Origin of the sequence: Curtobacterium sp. MCBD17_013, assembly GCF_003234565.1 — a bacterium.
GTDB lineage: Bacteria > Actinomycetota > Actinomycetes > Actinomycetales > Microbacteriaceae > Curtobacterium.
Map to the genome: position 1 here is coordinate 183,892 of NZ_QKTU01000004.1, position 17,995 is coordinate 201,886.

The window sequence follows — 17,995 nt, forward strand, 5'->3', positions numbered from 1 at the left end:
CCGGTCCTGTGGACGGTGACGCTCGAGCGGCCTACGGTGGGGGCCATGTCGCACAGCGCCTCGACCTCTGACCGGCTCCTCGCGATCGACGCGTGGTGGCGCGCCGCGAACTACCTCACCGTCGGGCAGATCTACCTGCTCGACGACCCGCTGCTCACCCGCCCGCTCCGCCGCGAGGACATCAAGCCCCGGCTGCTCGGACACTGGGGCACCTCGCCCGCGCTGAGCCTCGTGTACGCACACCTCAACGCGCTCATCAGCGAGCGCGGACACGACGTGCTGTACGTGTGCGGGCCCGGGCACGGCGGTCCGGCGATGGACGCGAACGCGTGGCTCGACGGCACGTGGAGCGAGCTCTACCCCGACATCACACCGGACGTCGACGGTCTGCGGCAGTTCTTCAAGCAGTTCTCGTTCCCGGGCGGCATCCCGTCCCACGCGGCCCCGGAGACGCCCGGCTCGATCAACGAGGGTGGGGAGCTGGGGTACTCGCTGTCGCACGCCTACGGCGCGGCCCTGGACAACCCCGACCTCGTGGTCGCCTGCGTGATCGGCGACGGTGAGGCCGAGACGGGTCCGCTCGCGGCGTCCTGGCAGGCACACACCTTCCTCGACCCGGTCAAGGACGGCGCGGTCCTGCCGATCCTCAACCTCAACGGCTACAAGATCGCCAACCCGACCGTGCTCGCTCGGATCCCGGACGAGGACCTCGTCGCCTTCTTCCGCGGGCTCGGGTACGCGCCGATCATCGTCGACTCCGCCCGGGTCGACGACGACCCGTTCGCCGTGCACGCCCTGTTCGACGCCGCACTGCGACGTGCGTTCGGACAGATCGAGGACCTCCAGGCGGCGGCTCGCGGTGGCTCGGGCACCGAGCGCCCGCGGTGGCCCCTCATCGTCCTCCGGACGCCGAAGGGCTGGACGGGGCCGAAGGAGGTCGACGGCCAGCGGGTCGAGGGCACCTTCCGTGCGCACCAGGTCCCGCTGCCGGGCGTCCGCGACTCCGACGACCACCGCCGGCAGCTCGAGGAGTGGATGCGGTCCTACCGCCCCGAGGAACTGTTCGACGAGCAGGGCCAGCCCATCGGGATCCTCGGCACGATCCGCCCCGAGGGCGACAAGCGCATGAGCGCGACCCCCCACGCGAACGGCGGCCGGCTCCGGGTGGCGCTCGACCTGCCGGACCTCGAGCCCTACGCGGTGGACGTCCCCGACGACCGCACGACCAACACGTCCGCCACCGGGACGCTCGGCCCCTGGCTCCGGGATCTCATCCGCCGCAACCCGTCGAACTTCCGGCTGTTCGGCCCGGACGAGACGATCTCGAACAAGCTCGACGCGGTGTTCGAGACGACGGACCGCGTCTGGCGCGCCGAGCTCGAACCGGACGACGCGCACCTCGCCCTCGAGGGCCGGGTGACCGAGGTCCTGTCCGAGCACACGCTCGAGGGGCTGCTCGAGGGGTACGTGCTCACCGGCCGGCACGGCATGTTCAACACGTACGAGGCCTTCGCGCACATCATCGACTCGATGGTCGGCCAGTACCTCAAGTGGCTCGAGTCCTCCGCGGACATCGACTGGCGTGTCCCGGTCTCGAACCTGACGATCCTGCTGTCCTCGCACGTGTGGCGGCAGGACCACAACGGGTTCTCACACCAGGACCCCGGGTTCCTCGACGTCGTCGCCTCGAAGCAGCAGGACCTCGTCCGCGTCAAGTTCCCGCCGGACGCGAACTCGCTGCTCGCCGTCGCCCGCCACGCGTTCGAGACCACCGAGCGCGTCGAGGTGATCGTCGCGGGCAAGAACCTCGAGCCCGACTGGCTCCCGATCGACGAGGCCGTCGCGCACGTCGCCGCCGGCGTCGGGGTCTGGCACTGGGCGGGCACCGTCGCGGAGGGCGCCACGCCGAACCTCGTCATGGCCTCCGCCGGTGACGTCCCGACACTCGAGACCATCGCCGCGATCGACCTCATCCGAGCGAACGCGCCGGAGGTGGCGATCCGCATGGTGAACGTCGTGGACCTCCTCGCGCTCGGGGACCCGCGGAACCACGAGCACCCGATCAGCGACGACGACTACGACGCCCTGTTCCTGCCCGGCACGCCCGTGGTCTTCGCGTTCCACGGCTACCCCGCACTCGTCCACCAGATGACGTACAACCGGCACGGCCACGACGACATGCACGTGCACGGCTACATGGAGCGCGGCACCACGACCTCGCCGTTCGACATGGTCATGCTCAACGACATGGACCGCTTCGCGCTCGCCGCGGACGCCCTGTCCCACGTGGACGCCGACCGGTACGCCGGTCTCATGCAGGCCTGCCAGGAGGCCCGGGACGCGGCACGTCGGTTCGCCTACGAGCGCGGTGAGGACCACCCGGCGGTCGCCGGCTGGCAGTTCAACGGCTGGCCGCAGGACGACCCCGACGGACACCGTCAGGGCGTCGTCGGCGGGGTGCAGCAGGGTGCGGACTCGTCGGACGACAACCACTGAGGCGTGCAGTCGTGGGCGACGACCAGCGGACCGTCGGGGACGGCGTCCTGACCGACACCGATCACGCCCTCGAGGCGACGATCGCCCATCTGCTCGACACGCGCGCCGCCACGTCGAGCACCTGCCCGTCGGAGGCGGCACGGGCACTCGGCGGCGATGACTGGCGCAGCCTGATGGAGCCGACGCGGCAGGCCGCGCGCCGCATGGTCGCCCGCGGGGAGGTCGAGATCACCCAGCGCGGGTCCGTGATCGATCCCGACCACATCCACGGTCCGATCCGGATCCGCCGGCCGCGCTGACGCCGTTCATCCGCATCGCCTTCCTTCGGCGATCGATCCGCGGCGTTCGAGCGCCGAGCGGCTCGCCAGCGGGCGGCTGACCACGACCGTCGGATGGCGGTCGCGATCAGCCAGGGACGTGCCGCCGAGGAGTCGGAGGAACCGCCATGGTCGATCCCGTCGACGTCCTCAGCGTGAGGCCGCACGGGCGGCGTGCGCCGACAGCAGCGCGGCTCCGCCGCCCGGCGTCGAGGCGACTCAGGCGTGACGCCAGTCGTCCGACTGCAGGTGCGACCCGGCCTGCGGCCCCATCTGGAGCATGCCCCCGTCCACCGCGTACGAGGCACCGGTCACGTACGACGCGAGCGGCGACGCCAGGAACGCGACGACCGCGGCGATCTCGCGCGCATCCCCGGGGCGTCCGAGCGGCACCCCCGGCCGGTCGATGGGGTGCGGGTCGGTGTCCTCGTTACCCGTCATCTGCGTCGCGATCTCGCCGGGCGCCACGGCGTTCACGGTGATCCCGTGGCGCCCGAGCTCGAGCGCCACCGTCTTGAGCAGGCCTCCGAGGCCGTGCTTCGCGGCGTCGTACGCGGCGGACCCGACGCGTGGCTGGTGCTCGTGCACGCTCGTGATGCCGATGATGCGACCGCCACGACCGGCCTCGACCATGCGTCGGGCCGCGTGCTGGATGCACACGAAGGCGCCGTCGAGGTCCGTCGCGACGGTGTGCCGCCACTGGTCGAGGGTCATCTCGAGGAACGGTGCGTTGTCGCCGGTGCCGGCATCGTTGACGAACACGTCCACGCCGCCGAGTTCCTCCGCGAGTCGGTCGATGACCTGCCCGCAGCGCTGCAGGTCCGTCACGTCGATCTGCATGACGACCGCGCGGCGTCCGTGGGCGCGGACCTCGGCGGCGGTGTCCTCCGCGCCGCGGAGGTCCTCGAGGTACGTGATGCCGACGTCCATCCCGGCCTCGGCGAGCGCCACCGCGGTGGCCCTCCCGATCCCCGACTCGGCTCCGGTGACGATGGCGGTGGTGGGCTGGGAGTCACTCATGCCGCGGACGGTACCCCCAGCCGCCGGACCGTGCATCCAGCGACGACGCAGGGCGGCCCCGGTGCCCCGGGACCGCCCTGCGATCAGACGGACGTGACCTACTTGGTCGAGCCCTGGATGGCGCTCTGGTAGACCGGCTTGTTGTCCTGGTCGTACTTGTAGATGCCGATGTAGGCGCTCGATGGGTCGTTGTCGGCGTTGAACGGCCCGACGCCGGACGGTCCGGTGTACTGGATCTTCGTGCCGGCGTCGACGAGCTTCTTGCAGTCGGCGAAGGTCGAGCACTTCGTCCCGCCCTTGGCACCGGAGACCGAGGCCATGTGCGCCTGGATGGTACCGGCGTCGGTGCCCTTGCCCTCCTCTGCCGCGAGCGCGGTGAGCACCATGGCGTCGTACGACTCGGCGGCGTAGGCGAAGTCGTGGAGGTCCTTGCCCTCGTTCGTCTTGTACCACGTCGTCAACTTCGTCTTGAACGCGGCCTTCGGGTCCGAACCGGGGATCGTGCCCTGACCGTTGAGGAGCGTCTTCGGGTCGAAGTCCTTCGAGTAGTCCGCCGTGTTGCCATCGGACATGTACGTCTTCGACATGTCCCAGCCCTGCGAGACGAGCTCGGGCACGATCGACTTCGTCTCGTCGAACGAGAGGATGACGATCGCGTCCGGCTTGGCGGCCAACGCGGCGGTCACCTCGGACGAGAACGTCGTCTGTCCGGGCGGGAACTCCTGCCCCTTGCCCTTCCCGCCGTAGACCACGCTGCCGCCCGCGGCCTCGACAGCCTTCTGCACGGTGTTCCGCAGGCCGGTGCCGTAGGCGTCGTTGAAGACGAGGAACGCGATCTTGGCGTTGCCGTCGCCGACGACGAGCTGTCCGAGCGCGGAGCCCTGCACCGTGTCCGGCGGCGCGGTCCGGTAGTAGTACGACGAGTAGCCGGACAGGTCGGTCGCCGTGTTCGCCGGCGAGATCTCGATCGTGCAGTTGCTCGTGATCTGGTCGACCACGTTCAGGGTCACGGACGACGACTCGGCGCCGAGGACCACGGGGACCTTGGCCGCGATGAGCTTCTGGGCCGCGGACGACGACACCGTCATGTCGGTGCTGTCACCCGAGTCGGTGGCGGTCGAGATCTTCACGTCCTTGCCGATGACACCGCCAGCGGCGTTGATGTCATCGATCGCGAGTCCTGCACCGGCGATCGCGGGCGGCCCGAGGTAGGCGAGGCTGCCGGTCAGGGGCAGCAGCGTGCCGTACTCCAACGCGTCCTGGCTGGGCTTCGACGGCGCCTTGCAGCTGGCCGCCGGGTCCTTGCCCGACGACGACGACGCCGACGCCGCACCGGATGCGCCACCACTGCCGGCGCTCTCCGTCGAACACGCGGCGAGCAGGATGGCGGCTGCTCCCGCGATCGCGAACGCCTTGGCGGCGCTGCTGGTTCTGATCATCCGTGATGCCCTTTCTCTGAGCGGCCGCGACCGCTTCGATCGTCGAGCAGCTGTGCGTCCGCTGGGATGCGAGCAAACGTAGGGTTCGATTGTTTCGGCCGTGTGGCGGTCTCGTCAGGGTGGTGTTTCGTTGCTGAACCGTGACCGAACCTGTGGGAACGAACGGGAACGGCGATGCGGACCCAGCGGGTGCACAGTGCAGCCGCTGCTCGCGCTCGGCCCGGAGGCCCGTCGGAGCGTCAGCCTGTCGGCGCGCTCAGATCACGGGGTCGACGCGGACAGGGTCGCCGACGGGGCGCCGGGCTCGGCGCCCCGCGAGCAGACCGTCGGTCGACAGGACGACGAGCGCCACCCAGACCAGCGCGAACCCGACCCACCGTTCCGGCGACATCGGCTCGTGCTGCAGCCAGACGCCGACCACGAGCTGGAGGACCGGGGTCAGGTACTGCGTCAGGCCGAGCGTCGACAGGCTGAGCCGGCGTGCGGACGACGCGAACAGCAGCAGCGGCACCGCGGTCGCCGGCCCAGCCGCGATGGTGATGAGCGCGTGCACCCAGCCGTTCGCCGTGAGGGTGATCTCCCCACGGGACGCGGTGGCGACGACGACGAGGCCGATCACCGCGACGGGGGTCAGCCACATGGTCTCGATGGTGAGGCCGCTGACCGCGTCGACGACCCCGCTCACGCGCTTCTTGACGAGCCCGTAGAGCCCGAACGAGAACGCGAGGGCGAGCGAGATCCACGGCATCCGGCCGTACCCGACGGCCACGATCACCACCGCCACGACGCTGATGCCCACCGCCGCCCACTGTGCGGCGCGGAGGCGTTCCCCCAGCAGCACGACGCCGAGGAAGATCGTCACGAGCGGGTTGATGAAGTACCCCAGGGCCGCCTCGACGGTGTGACCGGTGGTCGTGGCGACGACGTACACGGTCCAGTTGACGACGATGAGGAACGCGGCGAGCGCCATCACGCCCATGACCCGCGGTTGTCGGAGCAGCGCGACCAGGCGACCCCACGCGCGGAGCACCGCCGTCAGGACGGCGCAGAACACCAGTGCGAAGAGGATCCGCCACGCGACGATCTCGGTGGCTCCCGCCGGTGCCATGGCCACGAACAGCAGCGGCATGAGGCCCCAGAGCCCGTACGCGGCCAGGGCCTGGACGACGCCGACGGCCGCTTCCGATCGGGGTTCGGCGGACGCGGGTCGTGCTGGCACGCGTCCGATCCTAGGCACCGGCGACACCGTGGTCGCCCGGCTGGCGCGTTCCCGGGCGACGGAACCGCCGTCGTCCGACGGGACGCGCGCCAGGCTGACGTGCGGACGCCGGGTGCCCGGGCCGGGACAGCAGCAGGCCCCGACGGTCGGAACCGACGGGGCCTGCTGGAGCTGGTCCTGCTGCTGGTGCTGTCCTAGCGGACGACGACGGCGAGCACGTCGCGCGCGGACAGGACCAGGAGGTCCTCGCCCGAGTACTTGACCTCGGTTCCGCCGTACTTCGAGTAGATGACCTTGTCGCCGACCGCGACGTCGAGCGGCACACGGTTGCCGTTGTCGTCGATGCGACCCGGGCCGACGGCCACGACCTCGCCCTCCTGGGGCTTCTCCTTCGCCGTGTCCGGGATGACGAGACCGGACGCAGTGGTCTGCTCCGCCTCGACCTGACGGATGACGATGCGATCTTCGAGCGGCTTGATGCTGACAGCCACGGCTGACCTCTTCTTTCTCGGTACTGAAGAAAAACTGGGGCTGGCACTCCCCCGGGGGCAGTGCCAACCCCAACTGTAGGGGGTGGTCTGGCACTCGGTCAATCCGAGTGCCAAGAGCCTACCGCCGGCCGGCGGCGAGCGTCCGGACGACCTCGGGCACGGAGCCGCCGAGGTCGACCTGGCCGTGGTCCGCGAGCCACACGAGGGCGTCGGCGAGGGCCTCCAGGGAGGTCCAGCCCGGCGCGTACCCGAGCTCCGTCGCGGCCCGGTCGATGCTCATCGCGTGGCTTCGGCGCACGTGCTCGAACGTCGTGTCGGCGTGCTCCGGCGTGGTGGACGCGCGGAACGCCTCCCACGAGGCCGGACGGAGATCCGCGGTGCGCCCGAACCAGCTCGCGACGCCCTCGGCGAGCCCGCGGACGCTCATCGCCCGCGGCGACACGACGTTGTAGACACGGCCGGCGGCCACGTCCGGCCGCTCGATGGCGAGCGCGAACGCCTGGGCGACGTCGTCGGCGTGCACGTGGTGCAGCGTCTCGAGCCCGAGGTCCGGCACGGTGAGCGGCTCCCCCGTGGCGAGGCGTTCCCAGACGGTCGCGTCGAGGTTCCCGAGCGGCGTGATGACGGGCCACCCGGGGCCGGTGATGTGGCCGGCGCGGAGCACGGTGGCGGGGAGCCCGTCGGCGCGGGCGGACTCGGCGAGCAGCAGGTCCTCGATCGCCGCCTTCCGGGTGCCGTACTCGCCGATCGGCCCCCGCGGGTCGTCCTCCGAGGTGGGGACGACGAGCGACGGACCGTGCACCCAGATCGTGCCGCAGTGCACGAGGTGCCCGGCGCGCCCGCGGAGCGCCTCGACGAGACCCCGGGCGTCGTCCTCGGTGAAGCTCGTCAGGTCGACGACGACGTCGGCCCCGAGGTCGGCCACGGCGCGTGGGAACCCCTCGGGGTCGCCCTCGCGGTCGAGCACGACCCGCTCCACGTCGTCCCACGTGGCGTCCGCCACGTAGGGGGCGCGGTGCCCGCGACTGATGGCGACCACGTGGTGTCCGCTCCGGACGAGGCGGGGCACGAGGAAGCTCCCGATGTGACCGGTGGCTCCGATGACGGCGACGTTGCTCATGTCCTCCATCGTGCTCCTCCGCGCGGGACCGCGAGCGGCCGCGGCCCCGGACCGACGACGAACGGGAGGCACGGTGCGGGCTTGCACCGTGCCTCCCGGCCGTCAGGCGGTCACGTCCCCCCGCCGACGCGCGGCGGCGTCAGTGGTGGTGGTGGTGGTGGTGCCCACCGCCCCAGCCCGGCTTCCCCGGCTTTCCCGGCTTCCCCGGCCCGTGCGGCGGGGCCGGCGTGTGCGTCGGGACGGTCGACACGACCTTCGCGACGGCGCCGGTGGTGGTGTCCAGCAGGACCTCGCGCTGCTGCGGGTGCGCGAAGTCGAACATGCCGGCGAGCGATCCACCGCGACGGTCGAACGAGGCGTCCCCGATGTGGCCGAGGCCCCAGTTGTCCTCGATGAACGCCGTGGTCGACGTCTGCTCGATCCGGGTGTGGTCGACCGCGTTCTGCTTGGCGAAGGGCGAGATGACGAGGTACGGCAGGCGCTGCGAGGGGCCGCAGCGGTCCTGGTACCCCCCGGCGACCGCGGCACGGGCGTTCGTGCAGATCGTGCTGTCGGTCGCCGTGTCCTTCGACCCGTTGAGGATCGTCGGGGCCTGGTGGTCGTACCAGCCGTCCGAGTCGTCGTAGTTGATGACGATCGCGGTCGAGGACCACGCCTTCGACTGCTCGATGGCGTTGATCTCGCGCGTCAGGAACTGCTGCTCGTCGATCGGGTCGGAGTAGCCCGGGTGGCCGTCCTGCGCCTCGGGGGCCTTGAGGAACGACACGGCGGGGACGTTGTCCTGCGCGAGCGCGGTGGTGAACGCCGACAGGTCGTACTCGTGGTTCGCCTGGTCGCTGTGCCCGATCATCGCGTCGCTCGTCGGCGGCAGGTGGTGGGGGTTCGACGTCGACTTGTAGTACGCGAACGGGTTGTGGTGCGGCGAGTAGTCCTTCGCCGCGGTCCCGCCGACGTTCGCGGTGGTGGCGTCGCACTTGGCGTACGTGCCGGAGCCCGCGTACTTCGTGGTCGGCGTGAAACCGCCCTGGAACCAGCCCCACGTGACGCCCTTGGCGTTGAGCAGGTCACCGATGTTCTTGCCCTGCATCGCGACGAGGTTCGACGTCGACGTGTGGTCGCTGTCGGAGCAGTCGTCGTAGGCGGGGTCCGGGTCACCGATCACGGTGCCCACACCGTCCGCGTTCGCCGAGGCGACCGCGGTGGAGCCCTTGACCACGGCGCCGGTCAGGGAGTCGACCGCCACGCCGCCGTGCGTCTGGCCGCTCACGAGGTTCAGCGCACCGGGGGTGGACGGCCCGAAGGTCGTGTCCCAGGCGTTGTCGCTCATGGCGTAGTTCTGGGCGTAGTTCCACAGACCCGTGACGGTGTTGCCGTCGTAGTAGTCCATGGCCAGGCCCGGGCTGCCGTACTCGCCCGTGCAGGTGTCGGTCGAGGTGTTCTGGACGAAGGCGTCCATCTTCCCGCCGTCCTCGGCCTTCTGCTCGGCGGCGTACCCGTGGTTCTGGTCGCAGGTGAGCGCCTGGGACGGGGTGAGCCGGCTCGGCGCGTAGAGGTTCGGGTTCCCCGTCAGCGTGCCCGAGGTGACGAGGTCGTTCACCCTCGGCGTGCCCTTGGCGGCGGCGAAGGTCGTGCCGTCGGTGTTCGTCGCGTTCGGGTAGGTCGCGAAGTAGTGGTCGAACGAGACGTTCTCGTCGAACAACACCACGAGGTGCTTGATGGGCGTGCTCGTGCGCGACGACGAGGCCGGTTGGTTCGTGGCCGATGCCGTGAGCGGCGCGATGGCGATGGCCCCCACGGTCACGGCGGCCACGGCGGTCGCTCCGGCGGCGAGTACGAGTCGCCCCTTCGTCGACCGCATGAGCGCGGATGGTCGGATCACTGGTGTCCCCTGTCTGATGGTGTGTGGAACAGTGCGTCAACTGAGCAGTGGTCGTCCCAGCCAGTCGTCCGCGTGGCGGACTCCCGGGAGGGCGAAGAAGTAGCCGCCGCCGACGGGCGAGATGTAGTCGACGAGCGGTTCGTCGGCGAGGCGCTTCTGGACCGTGACGAACTGCCGTTCGAGGTCCGCCTGGAAGCACGTGAACAGCAGCCCCATGTCGAGGTTCCCGTTCGCGTCGGTGCCGGCGTCGTAGTTGTAGGGGCGACGGAGCATCTGCTGGCGCTTCGCCGCGGCCGTGCGGGGGTTCGCCAGCCGGATGTGCGCGTCGAGCTGGATGACGTCGCCCGTCGGGTCGTCCGCGTAGTCCGGGTCGTCGAACTCGTGCGTTCGGGTGAGCGGGGCGCCGGAGTCGCGGTGGCGGCCGATCATCGTCTCCTGCTCGTGCAGGGACACGCGGTCCCAGAACTCGACGAGCATCCGGATCGTCCGCACGACGTGGTAGCTGCCGCCGGTCACCCAGTCCGGCTCGACGACGCCGTCCTCGATCCGGCCGGCCCGGGTCCACACGAGGTCGTCCATGGCCGTCCGGTCGCTCGTCGACGGGTTGGCGGTGCCGTCCTTGAACCCCAGCAGGTTCCGCGGCGTGCCACTCGGCCGCGGCGGGGACACGAAGCCGTCCTGTCGCCACCGCACCTGCATCGCACCGCGCGTCGCCCGCGTGACGTCCCGGAGCGCGTGCACGACCGTGTCGGTGTTGTTCGCGCACACCTGCAGGAGCAGGTCGCCGTCGCAGATCGCCCGGTCGAGCGCGTCGTTCGGGAAGTCCTCCATGGTCCGCAGGCGCGCGGGCTTCCGGTCCGCGATGCCGTACCGGTCGTCGAACAGCGACGCCCCGACACTCGTGGTGACCGTCAGACCGTCGGCGGGCACGTCCGGTCCGAGCACGCCCGAGTCCGACGGCGGTGCCGTGATCCCGACGTCGGTCGGCTGTCCGCCGCGGGTGAGGAACCGCGAGCGCTCCGTGATCGTGCGCAGCAGGTCGCGCAGCTCGGACCGGGAGGCCGCGGTCACGTCGAGCGCCACGAAGGCCGCCGACCGCTGGGCCGGTGTGGTGATGCCCGCCTGGTGGGCGCCGTGGAACGCGTACGACGCCGCGGCACCACCGTCGGTCGCGGTGTCGCTCGCCGGGTTCCCGGCGCTCGCCGCGGTCGTGTCGGCCACGGCCGGGAGGCCCGGTGCCAGGGCCGCGGTCATGGTCGCCGCCGCCCCGGCGCCGGCTCCGGCCGCTCCCGCCAGGAACCCACGGCGGGAGGGACGGCGTGCCGCGGCGTGCGGGCACTGGGGCTGGTCGGTCACGAGGTCCTCCGGATGTCGCAGATCGCCGCGACGGGCGCGAGCAGTTCGAGTGCGCGGTCGATGGACGCGTCGAGGTCCTCCCGCTGCGTGGTCGTGAGGTCGGCGAGCGGCGTCCACGTGCCGTCGGCGTGGCGGCCCTCGTCGACGCGCGCCGTGAGCGCGGCGAGTGCCGCATCGGTCGCGGCGAGGTGCGGGTACCGGGTGCGGAGGATCCCCCTGATCGGGTCGAGGGCCCGCTCCGTGCCGGCGACGTTCGCGGCGATGGTGGCCAGGTTCGTGTGGCTGCCGGCGTCGGTCGCGCCCGTGGCCTCGAACTGCAGCGCGTTCTCGAGGATCTCGTGTGCGCGGAGCCCGATGTCGAGCGGGTCGATGCGGGCGGTCGGGAACGTGGCCTCGAGGTGCTGGACGGCCGCGACGAGCGCGTCGGCGACCGGAGCGCTCGCGGACACCGGTGCGCCGGACCAGAGCAGGGCCTCCAGGCGGTGGAACCCGGTGAGGTCCGGGTCGTCGAGCGCGGTCCGCCCCGATGCGGGAGTGCCGTCGATGGCCGTGTCAGCGTCGCCGAACGCCCCGTAGGCGGCGCCGAGCTGCCCGTACTCCGTGTGCCCGGTCAGCCAGTCCCGCTCGGCGGCCGCGCGGTCGCCGGCGTGCACGTCGGCGGCGACCCGCCGGACGTCGGCCTCGAGCACGGGCAGTCGACCCTCGATCCAGTCGCCGTACGCCTTCGCGGCGGGGATGAGGTCGTTCCGGGTGACGGGCACGACCCCGGGCGTCGCGCCGGTCACGTGCGCCGCACCGTGGAGGTGGACGACGGGACCCACCACCGCGTCGGCGTCGGCCGGCAGGCAGCGGAACCGGTAGGCGCCCGAGCCGAGGCGCACGCGGTAGGTCTGGGACGCGCCGGCACCGAGCCCCTCGGCGTCGAGGTACACGGCCCCGGACCGGGGGTCCTCGAGCTGCACCTCGACGCCCGCGACCGAGGTGTTCGTGATGCGGAGCGTCTGCGTGCCGCCCGCGGGGTCGGTCCATCCCGTCCCGCAGACGTCGGTGCCCGCGGCGACGTCGTAGTGCCCGGGGACGGCGCGCGTCGGCAGGAGGTGCGGCACGACGATGCCGGCCGTCACGACGAGTGCGACGACGAGCCCGACGACCCCGTACGCGAACCGATTCGACACCCGAGCCCCTTCCGCTCCCGGCCCCGTGGAGCAGCACGGGACGCCCTGATCGGACCCCCGTCCGGGGGGATCCGCGGAACACCGTAAGCCCGCTCCGAGGCCGGGTTTCCCCTGCGTTCACCGTCGTCACCGACTGTTCAGACAGCCGTCCGCCGACGGTCACGGAAGTGGGGGCTTGCCGAACCGTCGTGCGGGAACTGGGAGGATCGGGGCATGGACGCCGCCGACCTCGCACAGCTGCTCACGCCCGAGGGCATGGCGCTCCTCGATCGCGTCCCAGGTCTCGCGGAGGGCGACGACGTCGTCCGTGCCGTGTCGCGCCTCCGCGCCGAGGGCCACGATCCCCGGCTCGTCGCGACGGTCCTGACGCAGGCGCGACTCCGTCAGCGGGCCCGCTCGAAGTTCGGCGACTTCGCGGGCCGGATGCTGTTCACCGAGGCCGGTCTCGAGCAGGCGACGCGCCTCCGCGTCGCGGCACAGCACGCCGGCCGGTTCGCCGCCGCCGGGATCACACGCGTCGCCGACCTCGGGTGCGGCATCGGCGGGGACGCGCTCGCGCTCGCGGCGCTCGACCTGGAGGTCGTCGCCGTCGACCGCGACGAGGTCACCGCCGCGATCGCCACGCACAACCTGGCACCGTGGCCCGCGGCCCGGGTCGAGCTCGGGGACGCGGCCCGCTTCGACGTCGGCCGGGTCGACGGCGTGTGGCTCGATCCGGCACGGCGCACCGCGGGACACAGCGACACACGACGGCTGGAGGACCCGGACGACTGGTCCCCGTCGCTCGACACGGTGTTCGCCGCGGCGACGCAGCTGCCCACCGGGGTCAAGCTCGGGCCGGGCGTCGACCGCGACCTCGTCCCCGACACGGCCGAGGCACAGTGGACGAGCGTCGACCGCGAGGTCGTCGAACTCGCGCTGTGGTTCGGTCCCCTCGCACGGCCGAACGTCCAGCGGGCCGCGACCGTCATCGGGGTGCACGGTGTCGCCGAGCTCACGGGACCGGCCGACGCCGAGGACGTCGAGGTCGGCCCGCTGGGCGAGTACCTCGTCGAGCCGGACGGCGCGGTCATCCGAGCTCGGCTCATCGGAGATCTCGGGCGGCGACTCGGCGGCCGGATGCTCTCGTCGGGCATCGCCTACCTGAGCACGGACGCCCCCGTCGACACCCCGTTCGCGCAGGTGTTCCGCGTCCGCGACGTCCTGCCCCTCGACCCGAAGCGGATCGGGGCTCGGCTCGCCGCGGACGGCGTCGGCCGGGTGGAGATCAAGAAGCGCGGTGTCGACGTGGACCCCGCGCAGTTCCGTCGGCGGTTGCGCCTCCAGGGCGGGTCCGGGCAGGCGACGCTCGTCCTCACCCGCCTGGAGGGACGGCACGCGGCCGTCCTGTGCGATCGCCCCTGACGCCGGTCCTGCCCGGCCCCATCCGCCGAGATCGCACAACACGCCGCTCACCTTCGAAGGTGAGCGGCGTGTTGTGCGATCTCGGTGAGGACCGCCGTCGGCGGGCGGGCGGGACGGCCCGGGATCAGGTGTTCGGGTAGTTCGAGTAGTCGCCGTTGTGCGACGCGACGAACGCGAAGAAGATGACGATGAACACGATGTAGGCGACCCACAGCGCCGTGATCACGTAGCCCACGATGAGCCCCGTGAGCGCGAGCGGGCGCCCCTGCTCCCCCGTGCGCTTGATCTGGTGCAGGCTGATGTGCCCGAACACCACCCCGAGGGGCGCCACCACGAAGCCGAACACGATGGCGAGGATCGAGAACAGGTTCCAGCTCGACGACGCCTGCGGGTACCCCGACCCGGGCTGCCCGTAGGGATTGGGCTGGCCGTACTGCGGCTGGCCGTACGGCTGCTGCCCGTAGGGATTGGGCTGGCCGTACTGCGCCTGCCCGTACGGCTGCTGCCCGTGCTGACCCTGCTGTCCGTACGGCGACTGCTGCCCGTGCTGCGGCTGTCCGAACTGCGGCTGTCCGTACCCGTGGTGTCCGGACGGTGTCTGTCCGGACGGCGCCTGGCCGGACGGCGTCTGTCCGTACTGCGGCTGGTCGTTCTGGTCGGACACGTGTTCCCCTCCTCGTCGCCCACGGTGCGGGCGTCCCGCCGATCCTCCCACAGGGCGCGTGCGCACGACCGGCCGCCAGCACCCCCGGAGCGGGGGAGGCACGGCCAGCGGACGCGCGATGCCGCGCCGCCGCGGTCGTCAGGCCTGCACCGTCGTCCGACCTGCACCCCCGTCAGACCTGCACCCCCGTCAGACCTGTACCGTCGTCGGGCCTGCACCGTCGTCAGACCTGCACGGTCGTCGGGCCTGCACCGTCGTCAGACCTGCACGGTCGTCGGGCCTGCACCGTCGTCAGACCTGCACGGTCGTCACGGGCAACGTCGAGTCCGCCGCGATCCCCAGGTCGCTCGGGGCGTGCCCGGACGCCACGAGCTGCGCCCCGATCGCGGCGATCATCGCGCCGTTGTCGGTGCAGAGGTCGAGCGGCGGGATCCGGAGCGTGACGCCGGCGGCCGCGCACCGTTCCTCGGCCACGGCCCGGAGCCGCCGGTTCGCGACGACACCCCCGCCGAGCAGGAGCCGGTCGACGCCGGTGTCCCGGCACGCGGCGAGCGCCTTCGTCAGGAGCACGTCGACGACGGCCTCGCGGAAGCTCGCGGCGACGTCGGCGACGGGGACGTCGCGCCCGTCGTCGCGGCAGCGCTCGACCCAGCGGGCGACCGCGGTCTTGAGGCCGGAGAACGAGAAGTCGTACCGGTGGGCCGCCATGTCCTTCGGCAGGGTGAGGCCGCGGGGGAACCGGATCGCGGAGGGGTCGCCATCGGCGGCGGCTCGGTCGATCTCGGGCCCGCCCGGGTACGGCAGCCCGAGCAGCCGTGCGACCTTGTCGAACGCCTCACCGGCAGCGTCGTCGATCGTCTCACCGAGGAGCTCGACGTCGTCGACGAGGTCCCGCACGAGCAGGAGCGACGTGTGGCCGCCGGACACCAGCAGTGCGACCGTCGGCAGTTCGATCTCGGTGCCGTCGGCACGCAGGACGTCCGCCCCGACGTGGCCGACCAGGTGGTTCACGCCGTAGAGCGGCTTGCCGGTCGCGACCGCGAGCGCCTTCGCCGCGCCGACCCCCACCATGAGGGCACCGGCCAACCCGGGTCCCGCGGTCACGGCGACGGCGTCGAGCTCGTCGAGCCGCACGCCCGCGGCGTCGAGTGCCTGCTCGAGCGTCGGGGTCATGGCCTCGAGGTGGGCGCGCGCCGCGACCTCGGGCACGACCCCGCCGTAGCGGGCGTGTTCCTCCATGCTCGACGCGATGACGTTCGCGAGCAGGGTGCGGCCCCGCACGATGCCGACGCCGGTCTCGTCGCAGCTCGTCTCGATCCCGAGGACCAGCGGGCCGTCCGTCGTCGTGCTCATGCCGTGCCTCCCGTCGTTCGGTCCCGGACCGAGCCCCGCATGACCAGCGCGTCGACGTCGTCGGGTTGGTAGTACCGCGGCCGCGTGCCGATGGCCTCGAAGCCGAACGAGCGGTACATGGCCTGCGCGACGGGATTGTCAGCACGGACCTCGAGGAACACCTCGCGCACGTCGCGGCGGGCGGCCTCGTCGAGCAGCTCGCGGAACAGCGCTCGCCCGAGGCCCTGCCCGCGGTGGTCGGCGGCCACGGCGATCGTCTGGACGTCACCGTCGTGTCCTCCGGGCAACGACGAGAACCCGGCGTACCCGACCAGGACCGGCTCCGGTGCCTCGTCGGTCGTCTCGGCCACGACGTAGTGGCCGTAGGGCGAGCGGAACTCCTCCCTCATCTGCGCGGTCGACCACGCGTCGGTCGGGAAGGAGGTCCGCTCGAGCCGCATGACCGCGTCGAGGTCGTCGGGCCGTGCGGCCCGGATCCGCCAGCTCACGAGCGCACCCGCTTCGGCGCACCCGGCATGGTCACGTCCGGGTCCCGGAGGTACAGCGGCTCGTCGTCGGCGAACGGTGTGCCGACCGCCAGGCGTTCGGCGGCGAGCAGTCCGAGGCGCCCGGCCGGGATCGTCACCGCGGTGACGCGGCGCAGGTCGGCGGCGTCACCGAGCACGGCGTCGAGGTCGTCCGGGCGCGCGAGCCCGGGCCCGGCGGTCCGCACCGGGAGCGGTCGGGAGGCACGGTGCCGGTCCGACCGGTCGGTCGCCGCCGCCTCGCTGCCGCCCGCGTAGACGCTCCAGTAGACCTCGCGTCGGCGCGCGTCGGTCAGGACGACGAGCGGGCCGCCGTCGGCCTCGGCCGCGGCGACGGCGTCGTGGCTCACGACCGGGAGGAACGGCACCGATCGCGCGACGGCGAACGTCCGCGCCGCGGCGATCCCGACCCGGAGGCCCGTGAACGGCCCGGGACCCATGCCCGCGACCACGCCCGTGACCTCCGCAGGGGTGACGCCGGCGATCGACAGGACGTCGGCCAGGAAGGGCCCGACGACCTCGGCGTGCCGCCGGGTGTCCTCGGTGCTCCGCTCGGCGAGCACGGTCCGGGCGGCCGGGTCGACGAGGGCGACGGCCGTTCCGGCGGACGTGTCGATGGTCAGGAGCACCGGACCATCGTACGGTCGTGGCGGGGACGCGGGGTGGCCCACCCGCGCCTCCCCGGCGCACGCGGGGACGGGGTCGAGCTGTCGGACGAGCTGGACGACCGCGGGCGCACCGTCGCCGGCCGGTGCACGGCACCGGCCGGCGGGTTGCTCAGTTGCTGATGCCGGCCGCGGCGAGGTCGTCCGCGATCGCGCCCCCGAGGACCCGCTGGCCCTCGACGGTCGGGTGCTCGCTGTCCCCCTGGAGGAGTTGCGGCTGTCCGGCGAGCGGCTGCCCGACGTCGACGAACGTCCCGCCGGCGGCGGTCACCGCGGCCTGCAGGGCGTCCGAGCTCTCCGCGACCACCGGGTCCGCGGGCCCGGGCTGGTTCCAGAGGGTGCTCAGCCCGACGATCCGGGCATTCGGCAGTGCGCCGTGGATGCGCGCCACGGTCCTCCAGGCTCCCCTGGCGATCGCAGCGGCGCTCTGGCCCTGGTCGTTGTCGGACGCCTGGATGACGACGAGGTCGGGGTGCGCCGCGACGGCCTGCCCGACGAGCCCGTTGAAGTCCGTCCCACAGTCGCCGACCCGGACGAACCCGGCACCGCTGCACGCGAGGTTCGTCACGTCGACGTGCTCGTCCGCCGCCTCCAGGGCGGGCCACGCCTGGTCCGGGCTGGCGAGGCCGTAGCCGGCCATGATCGAGTCGCCGATCATCACGACGTGCGGTCGCGTCGCGTTCGCCGCGGACGGCGCCGTCGAGTCGGCCGCTTCCGCGAACGCGGTCTGCCCGACGAGGCCGGATGACGCGGCCACACCGAGGATGGACACGAGGATTGCTTTCGGGAGCATCTTCATGGCGGCGACGGTAGCGGTGTGACCGGATCGTGACCTGTGCGCCCGGGGGACGGATGGTGCGCAGCCGACCCGGG

Annotated in this window: 16 protein-coding genes; 3 read left to right on the top strand and 13 right to left on the bottom strand. The window is 72.2% G+C overall.

Translation table 11 applies throughout. From position 1 onward, the window contains the following. Positions 1-45: 45 nt before the first annotated feature. Entirely contained in the window at positions 46-2,496 is a 2,451-nt protein-coding gene (locus DEI81_RS06945) for a phosphoketolase (RefSeq protein WP_111009902.1), read from the top strand. Between the two features lie 11 nt (positions 2,497-2,507). Next, positions 2,508-2,795, top strand: a complete 288-nt coding sequence (locus DEI81_RS06950; protein WP_220035641.1) for a DUF3253 domain-containing protein — start codon at positions 2,508-2,510, stop codon at positions 2,793-2,795. Positions 2,796-3,032: 237 nt separating this feature from the next. Here the strand turns inward: DEI81_RS06950 and DEI81_RS06955 are convergent, their stop codons facing one another. The 8 genes from DEI81_RS06955 to DEI81_RS06990 form a co-directional block, all read right to left on the bottom strand. Further along, on the bottom strand, positions 3,033-3,833 hold the full coding sequence (locus DEI81_RS06955) for an SDR family oxidoreductase (RefSeq protein WP_111009797.1): 801 nt from the start codon (positions 3,831-3,833) through the stop codon (positions 3,033-3,035). Between the two features lie 98 nt (positions 3,834-3,931). Continuing rightward, entirely contained in the window at positions 3,932-5,272 is a 1,341-nt protein-coding gene (locus DEI81_RS06960) for an ABC transporter substrate-binding protein (protein WP_111009798.1), read from the bottom strand. 256 nt (positions 5,273-5,528) lie between these two features. Beyond that, the gene (rarD, locus tag DEI81_RS06965; protein WP_258368541.1) at positions 5,529-6,491 is read right to left on the bottom strand and encodes an EamA family transporter RarD; all 963 of its coding nucleotides are present in this window, start codon (positions 6,489-6,491) and stop codon (positions 5,529-5,531) included. A gap of 194 nt (positions 6,492-6,685) precedes the next feature. Further along, the gene (gene groES, locus DEI81_RS06970) at positions 6,686-6,982 is read right to left on the bottom strand and encodes a co-chaperone GroES (RefSeq protein ID WP_111009800.1); all 297 of its coding nucleotides are present in this window, start codon (positions 6,980-6,982) and stop codon (positions 6,686-6,688) included. 118 nt (positions 6,983-7,100) lie between these two features. Then, positions 7,101-8,102, bottom strand: a complete 1,002-nt coding sequence (locus DEI81_RS06975; protein ID WP_111009904.1) for an NAD(P)-dependent oxidoreductase — start codon at positions 8,100-8,102, stop codon at positions 7,101-7,103. Between the two features lie 139 nt (positions 8,103-8,241). Beyond that, positions 8,242-9,981 (bottom strand): alkaline phosphatase family protein, encoded by a 1,740-nt coding sequence (locus DEI81_RS06980; protein WP_258368542.1) that lies wholly within the window; start codon positions 9,979-9,981, stop codon positions 8,242-8,244. A 36-nt stretch (positions 9,982-10,017) separates the two neighbouring features. Beyond that, a complete protein-coding gene (gene efeB, locus DEI81_RS06985; protein ID WP_111009802.1) occupies positions 10,018-11,337 on the bottom strand; it encodes an iron uptake transporter deferrochelatase/peroxidase subunit in 1,320 nt (439 codons plus the stop codon). Continuing rightward, positions 11,334-12,512 (bottom strand): EfeM/EfeO family lipoprotein, encoded by a 1,179-nt coding sequence (locus DEI81_RS06990; RefSeq protein ID WP_111009803.1) that lies wholly within the window; start codon positions 12,510-12,512, stop codon positions 11,334-11,336. Before DEI81_RS06990 ends, efeB begins: the two co-directional genes overlap by 4 nt. Before the next feature lie 213 nt (positions 12,513-12,725). Between DEI81_RS06990 and DEI81_RS06995 the strand changes: the two genes are divergently transcribed. After that, on the top strand, positions 12,726-13,916 hold the full coding sequence (locus tag DEI81_RS06995) for a class I SAM-dependent methyltransferase (protein ID WP_111009804.1): 1,191 nt from the start codon (positions 12,726-12,728) through the stop codon (positions 13,914-13,916). 124 nt (positions 13,917-14,040) lie between these two features. On the opposite strand, the gene DEI81_RS16655 is transcribed toward DEI81_RS06995, so the two are convergent. The 5 genes from DEI81_RS16655 to DEI81_RS07020 form a co-directional block, all read right to left on the bottom strand. Next, positions 14,041-14,580, bottom strand: a complete 540-nt coding sequence (locus tag DEI81_RS16655) for a DUF4190 domain-containing protein (RefSeq protein ID WP_111009805.1) — start codon at positions 14,578-14,580, stop codon at positions 14,041-14,043. Positions 14,581-14,871: 291 nt separating this feature from the next. After that, positions 14,872-15,933, bottom strand: a complete 1,062-nt coding sequence (gene tsaD / locus DEI81_RS07005; protein ID WP_111009806.1) for a tRNA (adenosine(37)-N6)-threonylcarbamoyltransferase complex transferase subunit TsaD — start codon at positions 15,931-15,933, stop codon at positions 14,872-14,874. Next, entirely contained in the window at positions 15,930-16,421 is a 492-nt protein-coding gene (rimI, locus tag DEI81_RS07010; protein ID WP_258368543.1) for a ribosomal protein S18-alanine N-acetyltransferase, read from the bottom strand. Before rimI ends, tsaD begins: the two co-directional genes overlap by 4 nt. Next, complete coding sequence (gene tsaB, locus DEI81_RS07015; protein ID WP_111009807.1) at positions 16,418-17,086, bottom strand: tRNA (adenosine(37)-N6)-threonylcarbamoyltransferase complex dimerization subunit type 1 TsaB; 669 nt, start codon at positions 17,084-17,086, stop codon at positions 16,418-16,420. The genes rimI and tsaB overlap by 4 nt, the downstream gene beginning before the upstream one ends. Positions 17,087-17,234: 148 nt before the next feature. Next, the gene (locus DEI81_RS07020) at positions 17,235-17,921 is read right to left on the bottom strand and encodes an SGNH/GDSL hydrolase family protein (protein ID WP_111009808.1); all 687 of its coding nucleotides are present in this window, start codon (positions 17,919-17,921) and stop codon (positions 17,235-17,237) included. Positions 17,922-17,995: the final 74 nt, after the last annotated feature.

Bases quoted from the DNA above. Each gene is read 5' to 3' on its own strand.
- DEI81_RS06955 (WP_111009797.1), bottom strand. From the start codon at position 3,833: ATGAGTGACTCCCAGCCCACCACCGCCATCGTCACCGGAGCCGAGTCG.
- DEI81_RS06945 (WP_111009902.1), top strand. From the start codon at position 46: ATGTCGCACAGCGCCTCGACCTCTGACCGGCTCCTCGCGATCGACGCG.
- DEI81_RS06995 (WP_111009804.1), top strand. From the start codon at position 12,726: ATGGACGCCGCCGACCTCGCACAGCTGCTCACGCCCGAGGGCATGGCG.
- DEI81_RS06975 (WP_111009904.1), bottom strand. From the start codon at position 8,102: ATGAGCAACGTCGCCGTCATCGGAGCCACCGGTCACATCGGGAGCTTC.
- tsaD (WP_111009806.1), bottom strand. From the start codon at position 15,933: ATGAGCACGACGACGGACGGCCCGCTGGTCCTCGGGATCGAGACGAGC.
- DEI81_RS07020 (WP_111009808.1), bottom strand. From the start codon at position 17,921: ATGAAGATGCTCCCGAAAGCAATCCTCGTGTCCATCCTCGGTGTGGCC.
- DEI81_RS06960 (WP_111009798.1), bottom strand. From the start codon at position 5,272: ATGATCAGAACCAGCAGCGCCGCCAAGGCGTTCGCGATCGCGGGAGCA.